The 21,903-nt window shown below is 42.7% G+C and carries 25 protein-coding genes and 2 riboswitches; of the genes, 17 read left to right on the top strand and 8 right to left on the bottom strand.

Annotated features, from left to right (window positions below):
- Positions 1-53: 53 nt before the first annotated feature.
- The gene (locus MKY20_RS01370) at positions 54-923 is read left to right on the top strand and encodes a cation diffusion facilitator family transporter (protein WP_009335533.1); all 870 of its coding nucleotides are present in this window, start codon (positions 54-56) and stop codon (positions 921-923) included.
- Between the two features lie 38 nt (positions 924-961).
- Here the strand turns inward: MKY20_RS01370 and MKY20_RS01365 are convergent, their stop codons facing one another.
- Entirely contained in the window at positions 962-1,381 is a 420-nt protein-coding gene (locus MKY20_RS01365; protein WP_019381135.1) for a hypothetical protein, read from the bottom strand.
- A gap of 251 nt (positions 1,382-1,632) precedes the next feature.
- On the opposite strand from MKY20_RS01365, the gene MKY20_RS01360 reads away from it, so the two are divergent.
- Both MKY20_RS01360 and MKY20_RS01355 read left to right on the top strand, forming a co-directional pair.
- A complete protein-coding gene (locus tag MKY20_RS01360; protein WP_251175613.1) occupies positions 1,633-2,850 on the top strand; it encodes an MFS transporter in 1,218 nt (405 codons plus the stop codon).
- A gap of 98 nt (positions 2,851-2,948) precedes the next feature.
- Entirely contained in the window at positions 2,949-3,485 is a 537-nt protein-coding gene (locus tag MKY20_RS01355; protein ID WP_009335530.1) for a DUF3267 domain-containing protein, read from the top strand.
- A gap of 16 nt (positions 3,486-3,501) precedes the next feature.
- Here the strand turns inward: MKY20_RS01355 and MKY20_RS01350 are convergent, their stop codons facing one another.
- Positions 3,502-3,738, bottom strand: coding sequence for a hypothetical protein (locus tag MKY20_RS01350; RefSeq protein WP_019381133.1), 237 nt, complete (start codon positions 3,736-3,738; stop codon positions 3,502-3,504).
- A gap of 104 nt (positions 3,739-3,842) precedes the next feature.
- Entirely contained in the window at positions 3,843-5,477 is a 1,635-nt protein-coding gene (locus MKY20_RS01345; RefSeq protein WP_251175612.1) for a bifunctional metallophosphatase/5'-nucleotidase, read from the bottom strand.
- Positions 5,478-5,630: 153 nt separating this feature from the next.
- Here MKY20_RS01345 and MKY20_RS01340 point away from each other — a divergent pair, with 153 nt between their 5' ends.
- The 8 genes from MKY20_RS01340 to MKY20_RS01305 all read left to right on the top strand — a co-directional run bounded on the left by MKY20_RS01340 (position 5,631) and on the right by MKY20_RS01305 (position 12,713).
- Positions 5,631-5,915: a hypothetical protein gene (locus MKY20_RS01340; RefSeq protein WP_009335528.1), complete on the top strand. Its 285-nt coding sequence runs from the start codon at positions 5,631-5,633 to the stop codon at positions 5,913-5,915.
- Between the two features lie 187 nt (positions 5,916-6,102).
- Positions 6,103-6,217, top strand: a riboswitch (TPP riboswitch).
- A 125-nt stretch (positions 6,218-6,342) separates the two neighbouring features.
- Positions 6,343-8,127 (top strand): phosphomethylpyrimidine synthase ThiC, encoded by a 1,785-nt coding sequence (thiC, locus tag MKY20_RS01335; RefSeq protein ID WP_009335527.1) that lies wholly within the window; start codon positions 6,343-6,345, stop codon positions 8,125-8,127.
- Between the two features lie 29 nt (positions 8,128-8,156).
- A riboswitch (TPP riboswitch) is annotated at positions 8,157-8,262 on the top strand.
- Positions 8,263-8,349: 87 nt separating this feature from the next.
- Positions 8,350-8,961 (top strand): thiamine phosphate synthase, encoded by a 612-nt coding sequence (locus tag MKY20_RS01330; protein ID WP_251175611.1) that lies wholly within the window; start codon positions 8,350-8,352, stop codon positions 8,959-8,961.
- Positions 8,958-10,097: a glycine oxidase ThiO gene (thiO, locus tag MKY20_RS01325; RefSeq protein WP_251175610.1), complete on the top strand. Its 1,140-nt coding sequence runs from the start codon at positions 8,958-8,960 to the stop codon at positions 10,095-10,097. The genes MKY20_RS01330 and thiO overlap by 4 nt, the downstream gene beginning before the upstream one ends.
- A complete protein-coding gene (gene thiS / locus MKY20_RS01320) occupies positions 10,094-10,297 on the top strand; it encodes a sulfur carrier protein ThiS (protein WP_251175609.1) in 204 nt (67 codons plus the stop codon). Before thiO ends, thiS begins: the two co-directional genes overlap by 4 nt.
- 1 nt (position 10,298) lies before the next feature.
- Positions 10,299-11,066 (top strand): thiazole synthase, encoded by a 768-nt coding sequence (locus MKY20_RS01315; RefSeq protein ID WP_251175608.1) that lies wholly within the window; start codon positions 10,299-10,301, stop codon positions 11,064-11,066.
- Positions 11,063-12,082, top strand: a complete 1,020-nt coding sequence (locus MKY20_RS01310) for a MoeB/ThiF family adenylyltransferase (RefSeq protein WP_251175607.1) — start codon at positions 11,063-11,065, stop codon at positions 12,080-12,082. Before MKY20_RS01315 ends, MKY20_RS01310 begins: the two co-directional genes overlap by 4 nt.
- 127 nt (positions 12,083-12,209) lie before the next feature.
- Positions 12,210-12,713, top strand: a complete 504-nt coding sequence (locus MKY20_RS01305) for a VOC family protein (protein WP_251175606.1) — start codon at positions 12,210-12,212, stop codon at positions 12,711-12,713.
- A gap of 50 nt (positions 12,714-12,763) precedes the next feature.
- On the opposite strand, the gene MKY20_RS01300 is transcribed toward MKY20_RS01305, so the two are convergent.
- Positions 12,764-13,141 (bottom strand): VOC family protein, encoded by a 378-nt coding sequence (locus MKY20_RS01300; RefSeq protein ID WP_251175605.1) that lies wholly within the window; start codon positions 13,139-13,141, stop codon positions 12,764-12,766.
- A 141-nt stretch (positions 13,142-13,282) separates the two neighbouring features.
- On the opposite strand from MKY20_RS01300, the gene MKY20_RS01295 reads away from it, so the two are divergent.
- Positions 13,283-13,642 carry a hypothetical protein gene (locus MKY20_RS01295; protein WP_009335507.1) on the top strand — a complete coding sequence of 120 codons (360 nt, stop codon included), beginning with the start codon at positions 13,283-13,285 and terminating at the stop codon, positions 13,640-13,642.
- A 26-nt stretch (positions 13,643-13,668) separates the two neighbouring features.
- Here MKY20_RS01295 and MKY20_RS01290 read toward each other — a convergent pair whose 3' ends face one another.
- From MKY20_RS01290 to MKY20_RS01280, 3 genes are all read right to left on the bottom strand, one after another.
- Complete coding sequence (locus MKY20_RS01290) at positions 13,669-13,800, bottom strand: hypothetical protein (protein ID WP_341000098.1); 132 nt, start codon at positions 13,798-13,800, stop codon at positions 13,669-13,671.
- Positions 13,801-14,269: 469 nt separating this feature from the next.
- A complete protein-coding gene (locus tag MKY20_RS01285; protein ID WP_251175604.1) occupies positions 14,270-15,988 on the bottom strand; it encodes a sensor histidine kinase in 1,719 nt (572 codons plus the stop codon).
- Complete coding sequence (locus MKY20_RS01280) at positions 15,975-16,691, bottom strand: response regulator transcription factor (protein WP_251175603.1); 717 nt, start codon at positions 16,689-16,691, stop codon at positions 15,975-15,977. The genes MKY20_RS01285 and MKY20_RS01280 overlap by 14 nt, the downstream gene beginning before the upstream one ends.
- A 151-nt stretch (positions 16,692-16,842) precedes the next feature.
- Here MKY20_RS01280 and MKY20_RS01275 point away from each other — a divergent pair, with 151 nt between their 5' ends.
- The 5 genes from MKY20_RS01275 to MKY20_RS01255 all read left to right on the top strand — a co-directional run bounded on the left by MKY20_RS01275 (position 16,843) and on the right by MKY20_RS01255 (position 21,586).
- Entirely contained in the window at positions 16,843-17,532 is a 690-nt protein-coding gene (locus MKY20_RS01275) for an ABC transporter permease (RefSeq protein ID WP_071159671.1), read from the top strand.
- Entirely contained in the window at positions 17,532-18,437 is a 906-nt protein-coding gene (locus MKY20_RS01270) for an ABC transporter ATP-binding protein (RefSeq protein WP_341000095.1), read from the top strand. The genes MKY20_RS01275 and MKY20_RS01270 overlap by 1 nt, the downstream gene beginning before the upstream one ends.
- 16 nt (positions 18,438-18,453) lie before the next feature.
- Positions 18,454-18,948 carry a PH domain-containing protein gene (locus MKY20_RS01265; RefSeq protein WP_251175602.1) on the top strand — a complete coding sequence of 165 codons (495 nt, stop codon included), beginning with the start codon at positions 18,454-18,456 and terminating at the stop codon, positions 18,946-18,948.
- Entirely contained in the window at positions 18,945-20,399 is a 1,455-nt protein-coding gene (locus MKY20_RS01260; RefSeq protein WP_251175601.1) for a PH domain-containing protein, read from the top strand. The genes MKY20_RS01265 and MKY20_RS01260 overlap by 4 nt, the downstream gene beginning before the upstream one ends.
- A gap of 80 nt (positions 20,400-20,479) precedes the next feature.
- Positions 20,480-21,586 carry a serine hydrolase gene (locus tag MKY20_RS01255; RefSeq protein ID WP_251175600.1) on the top strand — a complete coding sequence of 369 codons (1,107 nt, stop codon included), beginning with the start codon at positions 20,480-20,482 and terminating at the stop codon, positions 21,584-21,586.
- Between the two features lie 86 nt (positions 21,587-21,672).
- Here the strand turns inward: MKY20_RS01255 and MKY20_RS01250 are convergent, their stop codons facing one another.
- Positions 21,673-21,855, bottom strand: coding sequence for a hypothetical protein (locus MKY20_RS01250; protein ID WP_019381118.1), 183 nt, complete (start codon positions 21,853-21,855; stop codon positions 21,673-21,675).
- Between the last annotated feature and the right edge of the window lie 48 nt (positions 21,856-21,903).

Below are 21,903 nucleotides of genomic sequence, written 5' to 3'. Positions count from 1 at the left end.
CCACCCGAATTCCGCTTGGTAATATAATCAAGGGTAAAGTAGGAGGCTGGGGCATGGAAGAGGAAAAGTATCATAACCTTAAGTTAGGCGAGCGTGCTGCTTTTATTAGTATTGCAGCTTATATATGTCTTTCTGTACTAAAATTAACAATTGGATATGTGAGTGACTCTGCTGCTTTGAAAGCGGATGGATTGAATAATACAACAGATATAATTGCTTCAATTGCAGTGCTTATAGGGCTGAGGATTTCTCAGCGTCCGCCGGATAAAAATCATGGGTATGGCCATTGGAAGAGTGAAACCATTGCTTCCATGGTAGCATCCTTCATTATGGCTGCAGTAGGTCTTCAAGTTCTGCTTAATGCTGTTTCATCCATGTTTGATGGGGTTAATGAATCTCCTGATATAATTGCGGCATATACGGGAGTTTTTTCTGGAGCTGCAATGTACTTTGTATACCGATATAATAAAAAATTAGCTATTAAAATTAACAGCAAGGCCGTAATGGCAGCGGCAAAGGACAATATTTCAGACGCATGGGTGAGTATAGGCACTGCCGTCGGAATTTTTGGTTCGCAGCTGAACATGCCTTGGCTTGATCCATTAACAGCCATAGTTGTCGGGTTTTTAATATGCAAAACGGCTTGGGATATTTTTGTACAAGCCTCCCATGAGCTTTCTGATGGATTTGATGAAAAAAAGATTAAGCATTATCAGGATGTCATCAAAAATGTAGACGGGGTAAAAGGCATTAAAGATATTAAAGGCAGAAGCTATGGAAACAATGAAGTGATCGATGTGGTCATTTTGGTTAATTCCAAGCTTGATATTAAGGAAGCCCATGATATTGCGACACATGTGGAGAAAGTGATGATGAGGGATTATGGGGTTTATGATGTTCACGTCCATGTGGAACCGAATTAATAAAGAAATGCGTCTCTTAATGAGGCGCATTTCTTTTTCTAGCTGAACATTTTATCCAATTCCCGTAAATGATCATAGGAATTTACCAGTTGTTCAGGTACTATTTTTCTTCCATAATCCCATGAGTTTTTTTCTATTTCAGACATGAGCTGTTCTTTTTCGTCATCTTCTCCGTACAGTAGCGTTCTTATGTCATGTTTGTTTTTCTTGAAGTCCAGATAATACCCGATTTCATGGAATAGCATTAATTTAACCAGGTTCTCATCTGTTTCTTTAATTTTAAAATTAATTTTTGCAATGTAGCCGTTCACTTTCAGGTAGTTAAATTTAATTGTATTCGTTGAGACATTGTAGCTCATGGGTGCAGTAAGTGTATTGCAGAACTCATAGTTAATATCCAATTGGAACCCATCCAAGGTGTTTTTTATAATCTTTTCGATATCCCATATGTAAAGCACGTTTTCTGTTGAGCTCCTTTCTATTAATAGTTTAAGTTGATTATACAGACATTCATGAAAATCGTGATATGTTTTTCTGAAAAATAGGAACAAGCTACCATGATCTATATTGTTAGAACATATTACCGAGCTGGCTGCTGCAGGCATTTTTCAATATGTTAAGCTAAATGATAGATTTTCAATATTAGATTAAGAGCTTAACTTTATAGAAATCATGCCGGTTTGCAACGACTTTAGATAGGGGGATAGTGATGAATCGTTCATTTTACGCTCTTCTAGTAAGCCAGACAGCAACGAATCTTGGGTTTGCCCTGTACACGATGGCTGTTGTGCTGCATTTGTATAATGAAACAGGGAGCACAGCACTTTCTGCAGCCGTCACATTGATTAGTGTAATATCGAGAATGATCAGTAATATACTGCTTCCATCCATTTCGGATAGATTTCAGCCAGTAAATCTATTGAAGTTTTCCCAGATAAGCCAGATCGTTCTGATTGCTGGATTAATGATATTATTCTTGCAGCAAATGAAGGATTTTATGTTAATGGCTATTTTCTTAGTGTTGGCCCTTATATCCTTTTTCAATGGCTTTTTCTCGCCTATTAAAATGTCCATGGTAAAAGCTGTTGTTCCTAAAAAGCAAAGAGTCAAAGCGAATAGCCTGCTCTCAAGTGTTGACCAGACTTTCTTGTTTGCAGGGTGGACCTTTGGCGGTATCCTGTTAGCTTTCCTTGGCAAACAATCCACATTGATCATTACGATCATTCTGCTTGTTATTTCTATTCTAAGCTTGTTTTTGATAAAAAAAAGCGAATCACCTGCTGTGAACTCAAACTTCCGGATGCTGTCCAGTCTAACGGCTGGCTGGAAAATACTCCTCCAGGATAAAGGGCTTCGAGTCCTGATCATAATGGATTTAATAGAAGCTTGGGCAGGAACGATTTGGATTGGTGCAGTTACGTTAACCTATGTGGAGGATGCCCTTGGAAAGGGGGAGTCTTGGTGGGGTTATATCAACGGAGGATATTACTTAGGCACTATTGCTGGAGGAATCCTCATTTATCGGCTTTCTTATTTACTGCAAGGCCGTTTGATTATTTTTATGCTGATTGGATCCAGTGCTTTCGGGATTCTTACCTTGGGGTATGGTTTTATTTCGAATCCTTTCTTAGCGCTGCTATTTGTAATATTGATGGGACCTGCCTATCAGCTGCGGGATCTTGCGCAAACCACTATGTATCAAAATAGTGCAGATGAAACAATGCTCACGAAAATTCTTGCTGCTAAATCTGTCTTAAACGAATTGATTTTCGTTTTCTCCATTTTGGGCATAGGGGTCTTAACTGATCTAATCGGTGTTCGGCTTATTTACATTTTATCAGGAATATTATTAATCATTTCGTCCATTTTTGGTTTTATTCAGCTGAAGCTTCAAGGTAAAGGTAATGCATTAGAAGCGGAGGGCTAAAGGCAATGGGGAGCTGCCGGCAATAGCCATTTTTTGAAACTTTGCTGTTTGTGATCCGTAAATATAGGTAATCGACCAATTCCTCGCGGGGTGAAAATTTGGAAAATAAAAAACAAACGGTTGTTTCCATTTCAATGATGAAATTGCAGGTTTATTTATTCATAGCAACGATTGCGCTGGTATTTGGGGTGCTCTTTTTACATGCCGTAATATATGGCGGAGGAGAAATGTCTTTTGATCTTATAGGTATGCTATTATTTTTAGCTGGTATGGCCGTTATCGTTATCTTGCATGAAGCCATCCATTTGGCAGGTTTCCGCTATATTGGCGGTGTCCCATGGAGCGAAATGTCCTGGGGAGTCAATTTGAAATTGGGTGTGGCCTATGCTCATGCTAAACAGCCAGTGACGGTTCAGCAAATGAAAAAGGTTTTAATGCTGCCATTCATTCCGACTGGCTTATTGCCCCTTGTTCTTGGAATTGTACTGAATATGCCTGGATTATCGATATTAGGGGCGATATTGACAGTTGGATGTTTTGGAGACCTTGTTTTGTATAAAAAGCTCTTAAAATTTCCAAATGATGCTCTTGTCATTGACCATCCGACTAAACCGCAATTTACGGTTTATGAATAGGCTTCAATTCATATGTTTAAGAACTTTTATGTTTTTTGTCCCACACAATAAATAGCTGGGTGAAAAAGAAAGCAACCAGGGCCGCCAGTGATGATATTAGAAGGTTTCTCATTGAATCCAGTCCATAAAGCTGGATCCCTATCAATTTGGATGTATTTGTACACAATCTCCAGTTTTCAAAAACAATGGCTGTCTTATGAAAAAATGGAAAAAAGACGCCGAACAGCATGAGAAAATAAATATACTTTTTCATTATCCTATTCCTTTCTTTCTGATCCTAATAGAAGGATATGATGTCGATCCTGCTGTTAGTATTAAATGAACAAGAAAAAAGGACAGTCCCCGAGCTGTCCTTTTTCAGTCTATTCTTTTTATGCGTCCCTCAATCGCGGAGCTGAATGGCTGTGCTGAATTCTGTATATAGTCCACTAGTGCATCTATATCACTTGGTCCGGTCACTCTGTTCGTCCCTTTTCGGAATACTGTAAAATTGTCTCCGCCATCAGCGAGATAGGTATTTACAGTGACCGAATAGATCTTGTCCGAATCCAATTTTGTTCCGTCAGGAAGATAAATATCTTTTACTTTTTCACCGGAAGGCTGGCTGTCATACCAGGAATAAGAGAAGCCGGAAATCTGAAGAATTCTTGTTGAATTTGGCTGCCATTGCTGATTAAGGACATCACGAATTTGGCTGCCTGTTAGGTTCATTTTGACAAGGTGATTGCTGAAGGGGAGGACGACATATAAGTTTCCCCATGTAACTCTGCCGGCGTCAATGTTTGCCCGGATTCCTCCCGGATTGATGAAAGCGAAATCTGTGTTCATCACTGCCCGCTGGGAATCGGCAATAAGATTGCCCAGGGCTGATTCACCGCTTCTGTTTTGTTCGGCTGTGATTGGAATGGCAGCAGTGCCAATATATCTGTTCACCGAGGGTTCAACTTTTCTTTCATAGCTCTCGATCATCCTGGTTATGTCGCTTGCGGGCTGGATATTCTCTTGAAAAACATTCACAATTTCAGCGTGTTTGCGGACAATATCCTTTGTCTGGGGATCTATTTCTATATCTACATCAGAAAAGGCAGTGCCATATGAGTAGGCCTGCACAAGAAGCTTTCCATCTACCACACTGTTCAGATAGGCATGACTATGGCCTCCGAAAATAATGTCCACTTCGTCATCCGCCTGATGGGCCAACTCTATTAACGGGCCTCTTGCATGCTCACCATTTGGTTCTGATTTTCCAGGAACATGCGCTAGTACCACAATGGCTCTTACTCCTTGTTTTTTAAGTTCTCGGGCATACTTGTTGATGGCTTCAGCTTCATCGGTGAAGATCAGATCTTTCACACTGTTTGGCGCGGTAATAGCCGATGTTTCTTTCGTGATGACTCCGATAAATCCAATTGGGATCCCGCTAACGTTTACTATTTTATATGGAGGAAGAAAGGGCTTGCCTGACTTTTGACTGATGACATTGGCTGCAATCCATGGGAAATGGGAACCGGAATAAACTTTTGCCGCTGAAGGGCTGCTGCCACTTAGCAGGCGAAGCAGTTCATCAGATCCTCGATCAAATTCATGATTACCGATAGTTCCGATATCAAACCCCATCTTATTCAAAAATTCAATAGTCGGTTCATCCCGCAGAAGAGCGGATACTGGCGGGCTAGCTCCAATCATGTCGCCAGCATGCAGCAAAAGGGTGTTTTTATTTTCAGAAGCACGCTGCCGCAAATAGGCAGCGAGGTAATCAGCGCGTCCTGCCGGTCTGCCGTTAACCTGCCGAGTGACATTCAGCTGCCCATGGAAATCATTAATGCCCAGCAATTGAATTTGCTTGTATGGTGCTTCTGTACGTTCTTCAACATGGCCGTGATATTCTTCCGAAAGACCCTGCTGATCCCCTTGTTCTTTTTCAGCGGGCTGTCCGCTGAATAGAGGCATTCCCAGGAAGCTAAATAAAATAAGGGTGAAAAGTACTCTCATCATTCATCCTCCAGTATTTGTGGCAGGGATAGTATTTGCAGATATCAGGGATTTAATCGGATGGTGGGCTATTAAGGATCAGAAAAGTTTGGCCTCCTGCTAAAAGGGTAAGGTCTTAAAGAAACATAATACTGCAAAAGGAGATGACAATACATGAATTATAAGAAGCTATGGCTATCAGTTCCATTGAGTGCAGGATTATTGTTGGCAGGATGCGGAACGGATGAACAAGATCCGCCGCCGGAAACGGAAGATGTGGAATTGGAAGATAATCAGATGGAAGAAAACAATAATGAAGATAATGAAATGCAGGATCCTGGCACATCAGAAGAATCTGATATGGAGGAGCCCGGCATGAATGAAGAATCACCACAGGATGAAGAGAGTATGGATGAAAGTGATATGGATATGAATGATGAGGAGTCTGACGGGAACTAACCCGCATAATTCACGGAAAACGTCTGCCACTGACAGGCGTTTTTGATATTCATTCAGAAGTAAAAAAATTGAATTAAGGAAAACGGGGTAAGGAGCAGAATAAAGGCAAAATTTTTCATCTGACAGAATTCTGAAATAATTCCTTTCATTTGTTTCCGCAATTCTGTATACTAAAATTGAATTTAATAGCAATAACTAGGGGTGCCCAATAGCTTGGGCTGAGAAAGAAACGCGCTAAAGTTTCTTGACTCTTTGGACCTGATCTGGATCATACCAGCGTGGGGAAGTTAGAATGTGCAAAAGTTTCTTTGTGCAAAGACATCTTCGGTTAGCCGGTCCATCTTTATGTGGACCGGCTTTTTTACATATCTGGCACTTCCTTGGTTCCAGGTCTCGTCCTTATATTTTTATAAGGGAGAGATGATCAATGACGGCAAGTTCATTAAATCAAAAGAGCATTTCCATTATGTCGTGCTTTACTGGCAGCAAAAAAGTCTATGTGGAGGGATCCAGGCCTGATATAAAGGTTCCAATGCGTGAGATAGAGTTAAGTCCTACTTCCGGAACTTTTGGAGAGGAAATCAATGAGCCGGTTCGAGTATATGATACGAGCGGACCTTATACGGATCCTCAATATACGGCAGATCTAAAAAAAGGGCTTCCTGCTCTGAGAAGCCGGTGGATTCATGAACGCGGGGATGTTGAAGAGTATGATGGGCGGAAAATAAAGCCCGAGGATAATGGGTACCGCGATGAACATGATCCGCGTGCTAATCATAAAGTTTTTCCTGGCTTATCCCGCAAGCCATTGAGAGCAAAAAAAGGAAAGAATGTTACCCAGCTTCACTATGCAAAAAAGGGGATCATTACTCCTGAGATGGAGTATATAGCCATTCGGGAAAATATGGATCCGGAATTTGTGCGGTCTGAAGTAGCAAGAGGGCGGGCAATCATTCCTTCCAATATCAATCATCCTGAGACAGAGCCGATGATCATCGGAAGGAATTTCCACGTAAAAATTAATGCGAACATTGGAAATTCTGCTGTTTCATCCTCTATTGAGGAAGAGGTAGAAAAAATGACCTGGGCTACTCGATGGGGAGCAGACACGATCATGGATCTATCTACAGGCAAAAATATTCATACCACACGTGAATGGATTATCAGGAACTCTGCCGTTCCGGTCGGCACCGTGCCAATTTATCAGGCACTTGAAAAAGTTAATGGCATTGCCGAGGATCTTACGTGGGAAGTTTACAGAGATACCTTAATCGAACAAGCTGAGCAGGGGGTTGACTACTTTACCATTCATGCAGGTGTCCTTTTGAGGTATGTTCCGCTGTCGGCAAAACGCTTAACCGGAATTGTATCGAGGGGCGGATCCATTATGGCCCAATGGTGTTTGCATCATCATAAAGAAAACTTTTTATATACACATTTTGAAGAAATCTGCGAGATCATGAAAGCCTATGATGTGGCCTTCTCACTCGGGGATGGGCTGCGCCCGGGATCGATTGCAGATGCCAATGACGAGGCTCAATTTGCAGAGCTCGAGACACTTGGGGAGTTGACGAAAATTGCATGGGAACACGATGTACAGGTAATGGTGGAGGGACCTGGCCATGTTCCAATGCATTTAATTAAAGAGAATATGGATAAACAATTGGAGATCTGCAAGGAAGCGCCATTTTATACACTTGGGCCCCTAACAACAGATATAGCTCCAGGATATGACCACATTACCTCTGCAATCGGGGCTGCCATGATAGGCTGGTATGGTACGGCAATGCTTTGCTATGTTACTCCTAAAGAACATTTGGGTTTGCCAAATAGAGATGATGTACGCGAGGGTGTCATTACTTATAAAATTGCAGCGCATGCTGCAGATCTGGCAAAGGGCCACCCGGGAGCACAAAAAAGAGATGATGCCCTGTCAAAAGCCCGGTTTGAATTCCGCTGGAGGGATCAATTCAATCTGTCGCTTGATCCTGAACGCGCATTGGAATACCATGATGAGACATTGCCGGCTGAAGGGGCTAAAACAGCTCACTTCTGTTCCATGTGCGGGCCAAAATTCTGCAGCATGAGAATTTCGCAGGATATCCGGAATTATGCAAAAGAGAATAAGCTTGACACGGACGAAGCGATACAGAAGGGCTTGGAAGAAAAAGCTGAGGAATTTAAAAAAACCGGGGGAAGTATTTATCAGTAAAAATAGTATTTTAGAAATTTAATAGTAATTATATCTGCTGGGGGTGCCGTTTGCAGGCTGAGATTAAAGCAAAAGCTTTAAAACCCTTGGAACCTGATCTGGCATACCAGCGTAGGGAAGTGGAGTATCGGGGCTATATTCATAAGCCCCGTACAGCCACTTTCTATTTAGAAGGTGGTTTTTAATTTGCTAAAAGCATAAAAAAACAGGGGAGTTATCGCTATGAGGAAACAGCTGCATGTTATATCAGATGGAAAGCTATCTCTAGAGGCTTTTGCTGAGATAGCAGGTGAAGTGGAACCCTTTGCAGACAGGTTCCACTTGAGGGAAAAGCATCGAACCTCAAGGGAGCTATATGAAGGAGTTAAGCTGCTTTGTAATGAGGGAATCCCCATTCATAAAATTGTTATAAATGATCGGGTGGATGTTGCATGGGCATGTAAAACAGGTGCCCATCTTGCTTTTCACAGCCTTCCAGTCCGTGTTGTCAAAACGCATTTTCTAGATATGCCCATCGGATGTTCCGTACATTCTTCTGAAGAAGCAGAAGAGGCTGCAAAACAGGGGGCTGATTATATCCTGTTTGGGCACATATTTGAAACCGACTCCAAGAAGGGAATCCCGCCAAGGGGCACTGGGTCACTGGAGGCTCTTAAAAAGGCAGTAGAAATTCCGGTAATGGCAATTGGAGGCATTAAACCAGAGAGAGTCCCTGAGGTCTTGGAGGCGGGGGCAGATGGCATTGCTGTAATGTCAGGGATTTTGCAGGCAAAGGACCCTGCAGAGGCAGCGAAGCTCTTTTCAAAAAAGTTAAATGAGGAGGGGAAAAAATGAGGAAAATTTATGACGCCGTTATAGTTGGCGGTGGCATTAACGGAAGCTCCATTGCTTTTCAATTGGCTAAAAGAGGGTATAAAGTGGCCGTTTTGGATAAGGGTAAAATAGCCGGCAAGGCTTCCGGAGCGGCAGCTGGAATTTTAGGAGCCCAAACGGAACTGGCTGAAGACGGCCCGCTATTTCAGCTGGCATGCAAAAGCCGCTCCATGTACCGGATCCTGATTCCTGAACTGGAAGATTTATCACAAGTGCATATTGGCTATCAAAATAAGGGTGTATATAAAGTGGCGGCTAATAAAGAGGAGGGGCAGACATTAAAAAGATTGATAGAAAGCCAGCAAAAAGCGGGTGAGCAGGCCGAATGGTTTTCGATTGATGACCTGATCAAACGTGAACCATTCGTATCAAATAAATTGAGGGGGGCCATGTATATACCGAATGACGGACAGGTTCAGGCATATGAATTGTCCCTTGCCTTTGCAAAAGCTTCAATAGCCCTTGGCGCAGAAATATATGAGTATACACATGTATCAGATTTTATTTTAAAAGATGAAAAGGTTTATGGGGTCAGAACCAGCCAGGGAGAATTTTTGGCAGATTCCGTTATTGTTGCTTCCGGGGCATGGAGCAGGGGAATTCTTGAAAGAACGGGCCTTTCGCTGCCCATTATCCCGGTTAAAGGCGAGTGCTTCTCGGTGATACCTGAAAAACCGCTTGTACAAGGGACGATCTTTTCACATGGATGCTATATCGTTCCGAAGCAATCTGGGAGATTAGTAGTTGGAGCGACCGTTAAGGTCAATTCATTTGATGAGAAGGTGACCCTTGAGGGGATATCCTCGCTGATGGAAAAGGCGCAAAACCTTGTTCCGGATATAGCGAAGGCTGAATGGGAGCGGGCCTGGACAGGAATTCGTCCGCAATCGGCTGATGGCCAGCCTTTTTTAGGAGAACATCCTGTTTATAGAGGGTTATATATTGCGGCCGGCCATTTTCGGAATGGAATCCTCCTTGCCCCGGCAACAGGCGTACTGATGGCAGACATCCTCGAAGGAAAAACGGAGCAGCCTAACCCATTTGGGCTGTCCCGTCTTGAAGGTTTAGTCCATTCGTCAAAAGGGGTGCTTTTATGAATATTGTCATTAACGGAGATGCTATGGTGCTGCCGGAAACAGTTAATTCTGTTTCACGCCTGCTCGAGCACTTTCATTTGGAGAAAAAGGTAGTCATTGTCGAACTAAACCAGCGTATTTTGGATAAATCCACGCATGCTGAAACCATTCTGACAGATGGGGATCGAATCGAAATTGTACACTTTGTAGGAGGCGGATGATTTGTTGAAAATTGGACCTTATGAATTTAACTCCAGGCTGCTGCTCGGAACAGGAAAATATCCAAACTTTGATGTGCAAAAGGAAGCTGTAGAAGCTTCTGAAACAGAGGTGCTTACGTTTGCTGTACGCCGTATGAACATTTTCGAAGCGAACCAGCCCAACTTTTTGGAAAAGCTGGATTTAAAGAAATATAAATTACTGCCTAATACGGCCGGAGCAAAGACAGCCGAGGAAGCTGTGCGGATTGCCAGGCTATCCAAAGCTTCCGGGCTGTGCGACATGATAAAGGTTGAGGTAATCGGCTGCAGAAAAACACTTTTGCCTGATCCGGTAGAAACACTAAAAGCGGCGGAAATCCTATTATACGAGGGATTTATTGTCCTGCCGTATACTTCTGATGATGTTGTGCTTGCCAGAAAGCTGGAAGAACTGGGCTGCCACGCGGTCATGCCTTGTGCTTCGCCAATTGGTTCCGGGCAGGGAATTATCAACCCTGTTAATCTCCAATTTATTATTCAGCAGGCTGCAGTCCCGATTATTGTGGATGCTGGAATTGGGAGCCCGGCAGATGCGGCATTGGCAATGGAGCTGGGAGCAGATGGAGTCTTATTAAATACGGCTGTTTCCTCTGCAAAAGACCCTGTTAAAATGGCACAAGCAATGAAACTGGCCATTGAAGCAGGGCGATTGGGCTATGAAGCAGGCAGGATGCCCCAAAAACGTTATGCATCAGCAAGCAGCCCGGCGGAAGGAATGATTTTTAGTTGAATGAGCGATACTCCCGCCAGATGTTATTCCCTCCCATTGGCAAAGAAGGCCAGAAAAGGCTTAGGGAAAAACATGTTTTAATCATAGGGGCTGGTGCATTAGGGGCTGCGAATGCAGAAACCCTCACAAGGGCAGGTGTCGGCAAATTAACCATTGCCGACCGGGATTATGTGGAGTGGAGCAACCTGCAGCGCCAGCAGCTTTATTGTGAAGAGGACGCTGTACGAAAAGTGCCAAAGGCGATAGCGGCGGCTAACCGCCTAAAAGTCATCAATTCTGAGGTGCAAGTTATCCCCCGGGTTATGGATGTAGGAGTACAGGAAATTGAAGAGCTGGTTAAGGGTGTTGATTTAATCATTGACTCAACAGATAATTTTGACATTCGCTTTCTGATCAATGATATATCTCAAAAGCACCGGATTCCCTGGATATATGGAGGCTGTGTGGGGAGCTATGGTTTAAGCTATACCATCTTGCCTGGGGTGACACCGTGCCTGAATTGCCTGATGGACAAATTGCCATTGGGGGGAATTACCTGCGATACGGCTGGTGTTATTCAGCCTGCTATTCAAATGGCTGCGGCTCACCAGTCTGCTGAAGCATTAAAGATATTGGCAGAAGGCTTTGAATCCTTACGCGGGACACTTGTTTCTTTTGATGTATGGAAAAATCATTTTAGTTCTGTTAATGTTTCTACATTAAAGAATCCGCAGTGCTTATCGTGCGGGACTGATCCAGTTTATCCCTTCCTGGACTACAGAAATCAGACAAAAACAGCCCTGCTTTGCGGGAGGGATACCGTTCAAATCCGGCCTTCAGCCCTTCAAGATATGGATGTTGCTTATCTGGAAAAATCCCTGGTCTCTCAAGGTATCAATGTAGAGAGCAATCCTTATTTGCTCTCATTTTCGATCGATCAGGCCAGAGTGGTTGTATTTAAGGATGGAAGAGTGCTGATTCACGGGGTAAGAGACATTATCGGGGCGAAGAATCTGTATCATCGTTTCCTGGGATAATGAGTTATGCCTGTCGCTAAGAGTGACAGGCTTTATTGACTATTAGGCAAATAGTAATTACTTTAAATATCAAACTCAAAATTAAGCTAAAATGAAGGTGAAGAGCATCTAAACAGGAGTTGATGGCATGAAGCATAAAATCCAAAAAATCACACCAAACCTATGGTTCAATACAGAAGCCGAAGAGGCAGCAAACTTTTATACTTCTATTTTTAAGAACTCAGCTATCAGCAAGATAACCCGCTATGGAAATGAAAGGCACGAACTTAGCGGCATGACAGAGGGAAAGGTTATGACTGTGAAATTTCAGCTGGATGGACAGGAGTTTACTGCTCTTAATGGCGGGCCAAAATTTAGGTTTAACGAGGCAATTTCATTTATAGTCAATTGTGAGAATCAAGAAGAAATAGACTACTATTGGGAAAAGCTTTCTGAAGGCGGGGATGTAAAGGCACAGGCTTGCGGCTGGCTTAAGGATCAGTTTGGGGTATCCTGGCAAATTGTACCTGCAGAGTTAAGCGAAATGATCAGCAGCCATGATTCTGAAAAAACCGAACGGGTAATGAAGGCATTGCTCCAAATGGAGAAAAAGATTGATTTGAATACTTTGAAGAAGGCATTTGAAGGCTAAGAGAAAAAAGACCTGTCCACTCCGCACTTGAAGGACAGGTCGTCTTAGAATTACTTATCCTCTCTCAATAAGTAGTTATTTCCATCCTGGTCTTTAAACGTAAACATAGTTCCAAAAGGCATTTTTAACATATCTTCAACTTCCACGCCATTTTGTTTCATTTGTTTATAGGCAGCTTCAATATCAGATGTGCTGAAAAGAATGGATGGGTGGGCAACTGCAGAAGGGTTTTGCTGTTCCATGGCTTCCTTAGAATAAAGAACTAAAGTTGTAAATTCATCATTGCTTGGCCCAACTTCAATCCAGGCAGCATTTGGTCCCATAGGCTGCTCGAGCTTTAAAACAAATCCCATTTTACTCAGCCAAAAATCCTTTGCCTGTTCCTGGTCCTCAACGTATACTGTGATTTTTCCAATTTTATTGATCATAAAAAAAACTCCTTTGTTTCCATTCTTATATAAGGATTTTATCAGTCCATGCCGGCAAAAACAATTTCAGTATTGGAAAGGTTCGCGTGAATTCACCCCTAATTGGAGATAATTACTGTAAACATTGAGAGGAGAGGGGTTATGAACATAGATTCCATACGGTTCACCGATCCTCCTGTCCATCATCAATTTCCGCCATTATATGAGAATTTGGGTCTTCCCGAGGTTTCTTCCTTTATTGAGCAAAAGTATGAATTTGATTTTACTGCAGGAAAAACAAAAAGAACTGGGCATGGAAGTATTCGAGTGTATAAGCAATCTGGTGAATTCAAGGTAATAATCTCTGAAAAATTGACCGGATTCGGGCCAAAAAGGCTTGAAAAGCTTGCGAGTCTGCTTATGGAGGAGGTTAAAGAACGATTTATCAGCAATATTGAAGATGAAACTAAACCACGAAAAGTATACCACATGCATTTTGGCCGTAATGACAGGGATAAATAGGGACAGTTTAACTGTCCCATATGTCCTTACTTGGTGTTGTCTCTTTGGGCTATTAAAGCGACTCTTTCAAGACCATTTTCTCTGTCATCCGCAAATTCTGTATCCTTAGGAAGTGCATTATTCTTATGATCTGATTGGTTTTTCTTATTCTTTGCCATGAGTTTCACCCCCTTTATATTCATTAAGGCATCTGCGTTTTTAGTTTGCATTCTTTTTATGAGGCTATGCCTTGCGCTGGGATTTTTATTAGTATTAGCCTGGGACTAAAATGAGACATTATCTAGTTCAATCAAACGTTTGATTGAATTGAATTAGAAAGAAAAAAGAGTGCACTTTGGCATTCTTTTTATATAATTTTGAACATCGATAACAGTCTAGCTCCAGTGCCTGCCCCCTCGAGGTCACAAGCATGAATTTGTTGCGGCTCCTAGGGACTCGGGGTAAGAAGCCGTTTCCTTTCAAAAGGGAGAACGCCTTCCTGCAGGACCGTCTTATGCCTGAGGCCCGCAGGACAGGAAAGGCTTCGAAAGCATAAACATAGCACGACCGAAAGCGGAAGCTTTTGGAAGGACGTGCCGATCTTAGTCTGCGTTCCTTCATGGGCAAGGAGCTTCCGCTTTTCTTATGTTAATTGACTGGCAGCATAATCCGGATGAGGGTGCCGTTTTGCGGCTCGCTTTGAACATTGATGGTACCTCCATGGAGGTGGACAAGCTGTTTGGTGATGGCCATGCCCAGTCCCGATCCGCTTCCTGTTTCTCCTGTATGGGTTCCTCTATAGTAGCGGCTGAAGAGCTTTCCGAGTGTGACGCTGTCCATGCCGATGCCATCATCCTTAATGTTAATGACAATCAGATGTTCTTCTATGGAAGAGAGGCTAACGGAAATGGCTGTGCCTGGCGGGTTATATTTAATCGCGTTGGCTATGATATTATCCAAAATCCGCTGAAACCATTTGGGGTCAATGGAAGCCGTAATGGATTCAGGGTGCGGAGTGAAATGGAATGTTCTGTCCTGATAGACTGGATCATTAATGTAATGAATGATGATTCGGCGAATGAATTCGTTTAAGTCGGTCCGCATTTTGGCAATTGGGAGAGCATTGTTCTTGAGACGGTAAGTTAAAGTTAAGTCCTCCAGCAGGTCCATCATGTAATCCGATTTTTCAGCCATAATGAGGGCGAACTCCTTTGTTTCCTTTTCGGACCATGTGTAATCATTGGAGGCAAGCATTTGAGCATATCCGGAAATAGAGGATAGCGGAGTTTTTAAATCATGGGAAAGACCGCTGATCCATTCTTCTCTAGTATTGGCCATCATCCGCTGCTGCTTCTCATTTTGCTGAAGAGTTTCGGTAAGCTGTGTTAAGGTTGTAATCAATTCTTTATAAATACGGAACTTTCTTTTCAATTTTCCTTTTCTGCTGAGTGTTACCGGATTGCCATGGACATCTGCCGGCTCCTGATACAGCCCGCTCCCCAGGTTTTGAATCCATTTCATTAATGTCAGCAGAGGTACACCGAATTTGCGTGCATACCAGAGAGTTCCGCCCAGAAGCAGCAGAAATGCCATGACAAAAATGATAATGAGACTTCTATTTAGGCTTTCAAATAAACTTTTTTCCAGAGTGGATGCCTTATTGTCAGCAGGAATCCCTAACAGGATGGCACTTTCTGTGTTTTGGTCAAAGTATACTGCTGGTGTGCTGCCTTCCGTATCCTGCTCTGCGAATAGCTTTCTGACTGAGTATTTGTTCGGCTGATTTTTGGCTCCATACTCATCCAATACATTGCCTTCAGGAGCAATAAGCTGGACCCAGGCATTTCTCCTGGATATTTCGTCCTCTGCGTTTTCAGAAAGGTTCAGCTTCTGTTGTTTCCAATCCACACGCCGGGATATTTGATTCAGAAGTTTAGTCTCAGCCTTGGCTTTTCCAAAAAGGACAAAATGCGGTTTAGTGCCGATCTTCCAATATGTATAATGGGCTTCACTGCTTTCCCCATAAGTAATGGCGGCGATTTCACTTTTCTTTAACTTTTTAGGAGCTTTATCCGGCATATTGAAAGTGCCCAGAACATCCCCGGTTTCATTAATGGCAAGGAGCCATCCATTCTGTTCCTTTGCCAGGCTTTTCAATTCCTCTTTAAAAAAGGCCTTCCCGTCTTTAAAGCTAACATGGTCAGATACAAAATAATCTTCAGCTTTGGAGAGATCCTGTTTGGATTCGAAATCCATCATTGAAAAACCAAGAAAAGCCCAAAAAGAAATCAGAATGATAAAAAAGAGCACAAAAACGGTAATTAATTGGACAAAAAATTGAAAGATGAATCGTCTATGGATGTTCATGAATACTGCCTTCCGGAACAAATTTATAGCCAAGTCCCCTTACTGTAATAATGTGGAAGGGGCTGCTTGGATTGCTTTCAATTTTCTCCCGGAGCTTTCGGATGTGCACCATGACCGTGTTATCCTCACCGAATCCTTCTTCTCCCCATACATGCTCATATAGCTGGCTTTTGCTGAAAAGCTGATTGGGATGTTTGCTTAAGAATAGGAGAAGCTGGTAGACTTGCGCTGGCAGGTCTATCCTTTTTCCAGAAACAGTAACTTCCCCTGCTGAAGTATTGATCTTAATTCTGCCAAAATCATAGATTGTCTGTACGGGAACAGGCTGACTTCCTTTATGTCGGCGCAAGTGTGCTTTAATTCGCGCAGCCACTTCAAGCGGATTAAAGGGCTTGGTAATATAATCATCTGCTCCTAAGGCAAATCCTGAAAGTTTATCAAGGTCGGTGGATCGTGCAGTAAGAAAGAAGATGGGAGCATCAGTCGTTTCCCTTATTAAAGGGCAAATATCAAAACCGCTGCGATCAGGGAGCATCACATCCAATAGAATAAGATCATAGGTATAGGACCTGCAGCGCTCTAATGCTTGTGCAGCAGTAGAGGCTGTATCGATATTTCTGAATTGTTCACGCTGCAAAATCGTGCATAGCATGTGCAAAATGGCTTGTTCGTCATCAACAAGCAGTAATCTTGAATCTTGCATGGTTATTCTCCTAATCTAGTTTGTTCAAACCTATCATATCACTCCATTTCCAAAAATATAGGAATTAAGGAAAAATTAAGGTAGTATTTCAGAGTGGTTAAGATTGACGGTATATACTTTACTCAGAATCACGCTGAAGGGAGCATGGAAAATGTTTGTGATGTGCAAGAGAGAGTTTATAAGTCTTTTTAAAGGAATTAAATCCATTATTATGATTGCCATATTATTTGCAGTATCGTATTATGCAGCGAAGTTTTCCAGTGTACTATCATCTGGGGTGGAACTGACGGCAGGTGAGGCTGAGGATATCCACACGATCGGTCTTTTAAGTGTCATTTTGCTGCTTGGACAATTATTTGTGTTCGGTTTGTCCCACGACACAATAAACAGAGAAATCCATGAGCGTACAATGAGGTTTCTGGTGACAAGGGCATCACGCTCTACTATATTATTCGGTAAATTCCTTGGAATATGGTTATTCTGGCTGTTCTGCATTGTGGTGTCTTTTTTGCTGATCAGTATCTATTCCAAGAAGTTTGATCTGTTTATTTTTTCTCAGACGATGAGTCTGGTGACTTACCAGACAGCTTTAGCTGTCCTATTATCCGTGCTTATCCCCAGACCTGGATATACCATGTTTTTAGGCAATATTCTGGGGCTGGTGCTTCCTGCTTTTGGATTTTGGGCAGCTTTGTCTCCAAATGGCTGGGTAAACTGGATGAAATACTTTATTCCTTTTTACTATTTGGAGCGGGACGATTTTACTTTTTTAGTCATACTGGGATTGGCAGGTATTATGCTGCTGGCTGCAAATACTGTTTTTAGAAGGAGGGAATGCTGATGAATGCCATCGAAGCGAAACAGCTTTCAAAAGCCTATGGTGCCCATCAGGTGGTCATGGGAATGGATTTAACCGTAAGGAAAGGCGAGATATTTGGGTTTCTCGGACGTAACGGTGCAGGTAAATCCACCTTTATTAATATGCTGACAGGCATCATTTCCTCCAGCAGCGGAACATACTCACTTCTTGGGGTTGAGGGTCCTGATAGCAAGGTGATGAAAAGAGTGGGGGTTATGCCGGATTATTCATCTCTCTATGGGTCATGGACCGCTCTGGATCATTTGCGCTTTTTCTCAGAGCTATCGGGCGCCAGGGCTTCAAAAGAGAAATGTCTGGAGGTTCTGAGAAGTGTTGATCTTTTATTACATGCCAATAAGAAAGCAGGCAAGCTCTCCTTTGGCATGAAAAAGAAACTGGGGATTGCTCAGGCTATTATTCATGATCCGGAACTGATATTTCTTGACGAGCCTACATCAGGCATGGATGCGGAATCTGTTATTCTCATTCACCGTCTCATTAAAGAACTTCAAAAACAGGGGAAGACGGTTTTTATGACTTCGCATAATCTGGATGAAGTGGAGAAGATTTGCTCAAGGATTGCCATTATGCGGGATGGAGTCATTGATAAGATTGGAACGATGGAAGAGCTGCGGGCCTTTTACCGGTCAACCATAAGAGTCAAAATAAAACATTCCACCGTGCCAAAGCAGGAACAAGCTAAGCTGAAGCAATGGCTTGAGTCAGCTGGCAGCCTGCTTGAACACGGGGATGCTTATACAGTGATCACAATCAGCGATGAGAATAAGATTGCTGAAATAATAAGGGCTTTCACACAATGCAAGGCGGATGTTCTGCGGGTGGAAGTTGAAGAGCCATCGCTCGAAGAAATCTTTTTAAATGAATAATAGATGGGAGATTTATATGCAAGTAAATATAAAGGAACCTCAAAACATGGTATCACAGAACGCCATCCGGGTATGGATCATCAGTGAGGCGATCCAAAATATCATCGGATTTGCGGTTCTCGGTTTGTTGTTTTATCTGGATGATCGATTTTCTTGGAAAGAATGGATCGGGTGGATCCTGATCATTTTATTGGCTATATCGATACCAGCGGCAATTTGGTCTTTCATATCACCATACATTCGGTACAAAAGCTGGCGTTACGATGTGGATGAAGAATATGTCCAGCTGAAGTCAGGGGTGTGGCAGGAAAAGCATCTGCTGATCCCCATGACGAAAATACAATCGGTTGAAACTGTGCAAGGTCCCCTTATGAGGAAATACGGCCTATATTCTGTAAGCATGGGGACGATGGGGTCCTCTCATGTAATACCGGCATTGCCAAAAGAGGAGGCTGTCTCATTAAGAAATAAGATAGCCAAACTTGCCAAAGTAAAGGAAGAGGACGAATGAAGCAAGCTAGAAGATATCATCCGCTTCTTATATTGTTTGGACTCATTCAATTACTAAGAAATTCAGCCTTTATTGCCCTCTTTTTATTTGTGATGAAAGCCGGCTCCCAATCCTTTCTGATTGTATGGGGACGGAAGCTTTTCCTTCCTTTTATTGCCTTGGCTGCTTTGTATGTTCTCATAGATTGGCTATCAAATAAGTATGAAGTGGACGATGCTTATATCCATTTATCCAAGGGAATCTTTGTCCGCTCCAAGAGAACTGTACCATTTACTAAAGTCCAAAATATCCAGAGACATGCGTCTCTGCTTCACCGGCTATTTGGATTCACATCCCTTACCTTTGAAACAGGAATGGATGGAAGTGAGTCTGCGGTGGAGTTTAAGGTAATTTCCTTAAAAGAAGCGAACTGGCTGGAAGAGATGGTTTCAGCGAAAACGGAAGCGGAAATGCCGGAAGAGAGTGTAAAAACACTGCATTTTTCTCCCGGAAAGAAAGATCTTATAAAAGCGGCCTTTACATCGCTAAGCTTTTTTGTACTGCTGTCTTTAATAGCTTCTATTTATACAAAAGTATCTGACTTTATTGATCTGGAAGAAAGAGGGATGGGCTTTTTGAAGGGGTTCCTTGACTCCTGGCAGGTGCAGGCTGCTGCAATCATCTTTTTTCTGATTATATCAGTATTGGCAGGTTTCTTGCGGACCTATATCAAGTATGGGAAATATGAAATATTCTCTGACGAAACCCGCATTTATATCCGCAAGGGATTCTTAGAAGAGACCTCCTTTTCTATTTCAAAAGATCGAGTCCAGGCAATAGAGATCAAGCAGAATATGATGAAACGTTTGACCGGGGTAGCTGAAGTGAAATTGGTGACAGCAGGTGATGTTGCCGAAGGAGATGAAAAGGAAGGCGTAAATTCACTATTTCCTTTTCTGCCAGTTGATCGGGCCTGCAAGATAGCGGAGGAGATATTGCCGGCATATGAAATTTTACAGAAGATGCATCCGCTTCCGAAAAATGCCCTATGGGCAAGCTTATTAAAGCCAAGCTTGTTATGGATTTTATCAACAGCTGCCCTGGTTTATTTCAAGCCTGAATTTCTGGGTATTGAAGAAACCTGGCTGGCAGGTTCTATCCTGCTCTTTTCCTTAATTGTCTTTGTACGAATCGCTGGGTATACAAATGCCCGTTATTTGATCAATGGCCCTTTTATTCAATTCAAAACCGGCATTGTTGGCACGAGGTTATTTATCTCTAAAAGAAGCAAGGTTATTGAGGCAGAAGTAACGGCAACACGATGGCAAAAGCTGTTTGGGCTTGCCTCCATACAGACAGTGAATCGAGGTAAGCCTGTTCAGTATGCCAGTGTGGAGAATGTGCCAGCCGATGTGGCTTCATCTTTCTATTCCTGGTATAAGAGCCGCAGGGAGGAAGTTCAAATTAAATAGAACTTTTTACCATTACAATGAAACCTCCGTGATTACCTTTCGTATTTAAATAGTACAACGTAATCATGGAGGTTTTCTTTTTGAAGATGATGTGGGTAATCACTGGAATAGTTCTTATTTTGGCAGCAGCAGCTTTGGCCTTATTCATGTATCTAAAGGGGAAAAGCAGCGGTGATCCTGAGTCAGTCATCGGGTATGTGCAGGAACACAGGCACACAGACAGTATGGCTTTGGTTATTCGGCATAATGATGAGGAGTGGGTTAATATTAATGAGGATGTGCCCCTTCCTTTAGCCAGCGCGGTTAAAATTATGGTGGCAATTGAATATGCGCGTCAGGCGGCGGAGGGAGAAATTGACCCCCAGGAAAAAGTCGATTTAAAGACTTTGGAAACGTACTATGTTCCTAATACAGATGGCGGAGCCCACCAGGCGTGGATTAATGGTCTTTCAGAAAAGGAGGAGGGTGTTCCTCTAAGCGAAGTAGCAAATGGGATGATCGCTTACAGTTCGAATGCAAACACCGATTACCTGCTGAATGTCCTGGGAGTTGAAAAGGTGAATAGACTTGCTGATGATTTGAAGCTCGCCAGTCATGAAAAGATGTATCCGATTGTCAGTGCCCTTTTTATCCCAATGGAGCTGATGGAGGGAAAGGGATTCACAAAAGAAGAGGCGCTTAAGGAATTGAAGGGCATGAGTCTTGAGGAGTATCGAAACAGAGCTATAGACATCCATCAGAAATGGGAAAGCCATCCGCCACTCGAAAAGGGTAAGAAGGAAATATTAAAGGTTCTCGATATGGATTTTCAAAGAGTATGGTCCGACAGGCTTCCGCGTGCTTCTGCTGGTGATTATGCAGAGCTTATGAGTCTATTAAACAGTAAAAGCTATTTTTCCAAGGAAGTCCATTCTTATCTGGACCCAGTTATGGAGCAGCTGCTGAAAAATCCCCGCAATCGGGAGTGGCTTCAGCATGCAGGGCAAAAGGGAGGATCAACAGCCTTTGTTTTTACCATCAGCATGTATGCAACCGATAAAGAGGGCAATCGTACAGAAATGGCTTTCCTTGCAAATGATCTGAGCAATACGGAGTTTAAGGAGCTTTCAAGGAATATGAACAGTTTTCAGCTTCAATTTCTGACAAACAGCGAATTCCGGAACTATGTAAAGGAGAAGCTGAATTAAGAGCTTAGAAAAAAGCATTCGCTGATAATGGCGAATGTTTTTTTACATAGTAAAAGCCCCGCTAAAAAGCGGGGCTAGGTAATGCTTTATCTCCTCTGGCTGACCCACCAGTCGATGTGATCCAGGTTGAAGACATACAAATTGCCGTAAGGTCTGAGATGCGGGATGTCTTTATTCTGAATCAGATGATGGATTTTCTCCTCTGTGAGAGGATAGCCAATAGATGCTAAATAAGCGAGCAATTCCTCAATTCGGTAAACTTTTCTCACTTCATCACCTCCCGCTAAAACTCTTTCTGGAAGAATTCTTAGTGGCAG

The sequence above is a fragment of the Cytobacillus sp. FSL W8-0315 genome, from assembly GCF_038002905.1.
In the GTDB taxonomy this organism is placed as follows: Bacteria; Bacillota; Bacilli; order Bacillales; family Cytobacillaceae; genus Cytobacillus; species Cytobacillus pseudoceanisediminis.
Note: the sequence above shows the minus strand (reverse complement) of the source record. Positions and strands in the feature narration are given on the sequence as shown.

Bases quoted from the DNA above. Each gene is read 5' to 3' on its own strand.
- MKY20_RS01370 (WP_009335533.1), top strand. From the start codon at position 54: ATGGAAGAGGAAAAGTATCATAACCTTAAGTTAGGCGAGCGTGCTGCT.
- MKY20_RS01360 (WP_251175613.1), top strand. From the start codon at position 1,633: ATGAATCGTTCATTTTACGCTCTTCTAGTAAGCCAGACAGCAACGAAT.
- MKY20_RS01350 (WP_019381133.1), bottom strand. From the start codon at position 3,738: ATGAAAAAGTATATTTATTTTCTCATGCTGTTCGGCGTCTTTTTTCCA.
- MKY20_RS01345 (WP_251175612.1), bottom strand. From the start codon at position 5,477: ATGAGAGTACTTTTCACCCTTATTTTATTTAGCTTCCTGGGAATGCCT.
- MKY20_RS01340 (WP_009335528.1), top strand. From the start codon at position 5,631: ATGAATTATAAGAAGCTATGGCTATCAGTTCCATTGAGTGCAGGATTA.
- thiC (WP_009335527.1), top strand. From the start codon at position 6,343: ATGACGGCAAGTTCATTAAATCAAAAGAGCATTTCCATTATGTCGTGC.
- MKY20_RS01330 (WP_251175611.1), top strand. From the start codon at position 8,350: ATGAGGAAACAGCTGCATGTTATATCAGATGGAAAGCTATCTCTAGAG.
- thiO (WP_251175610.1), top strand. From the start codon at position 8,958: ATGAGGAAAATTTATGACGCCGTTATAGTTGGCGGTGGCATTAACGGA.
- thiS (WP_251175609.1), top strand. From the start codon at position 10,094: ATGAATATTGTCATTAACGGAGATGCTATGGTGCTGCCGGAAACAGTT.
- MKY20_RS01305 (WP_251175606.1), top strand. From the start codon at position 12,210: ATGAAGCATAAAATCCAAAAAATCACACCAAACCTATGGTTCAATACA.
- MKY20_RS01300 (WP_251175605.1), bottom strand. From the start codon at position 13,141: ATGATCAATAAAATTGGAAAAATCACAGTATACGTTGAGGACCAGGAA.
- MKY20_RS01295 (WP_009335507.1), top strand. From the start codon at position 13,283: ATGAACATAGATTCCATACGGTTCACCGATCCTCCTGTCCATCATCAA.
- MKY20_RS01290 (WP_341000098.1), bottom strand. From the start codon at position 13,800: ATGGCAAAGAATAAGAAAAACCAATCAGATCATAAGAATAATGCACTT.
- MKY20_RS01285 (WP_251175604.1), bottom strand. From the start codon at position 15,988: ATGAACATCCATAGACGATTCATCTTTCAATTTTTTGTCCAATTAATT.
- MKY20_RS01280 (WP_251175603.1), bottom strand. From the start codon at position 16,691: ATGCAAGATTCAAGATTACTGCTTGTTGATGACGAACAAGCCATTTTG.
- MKY20_RS01275 (WP_071159671.1), top strand. From the start codon at position 16,843: ATGTTTGTGATGTGCAAGAGAGAGTTTATAAGTCTTTTTAAAGGAATT.
- MKY20_RS01270 (WP_341000095.1), top strand. From the start codon at position 17,532: ATGAATGCCATCGAAGCGAAACAGCTTTCAAAAGCCTATGGTGCCCAT.
- MKY20_RS01265 (WP_251175602.1), top strand. From the start codon at position 18,454: ATGCAAGTAAATATAAAGGAACCTCAAAACATGGTATCACAGAACGCC.
- MKY20_RS01260 (WP_251175601.1), top strand. From the start codon at position 18,945: ATGAAGCAAGCTAGAAGATATCATCCGCTTCTTATATTGTTTGGACTC.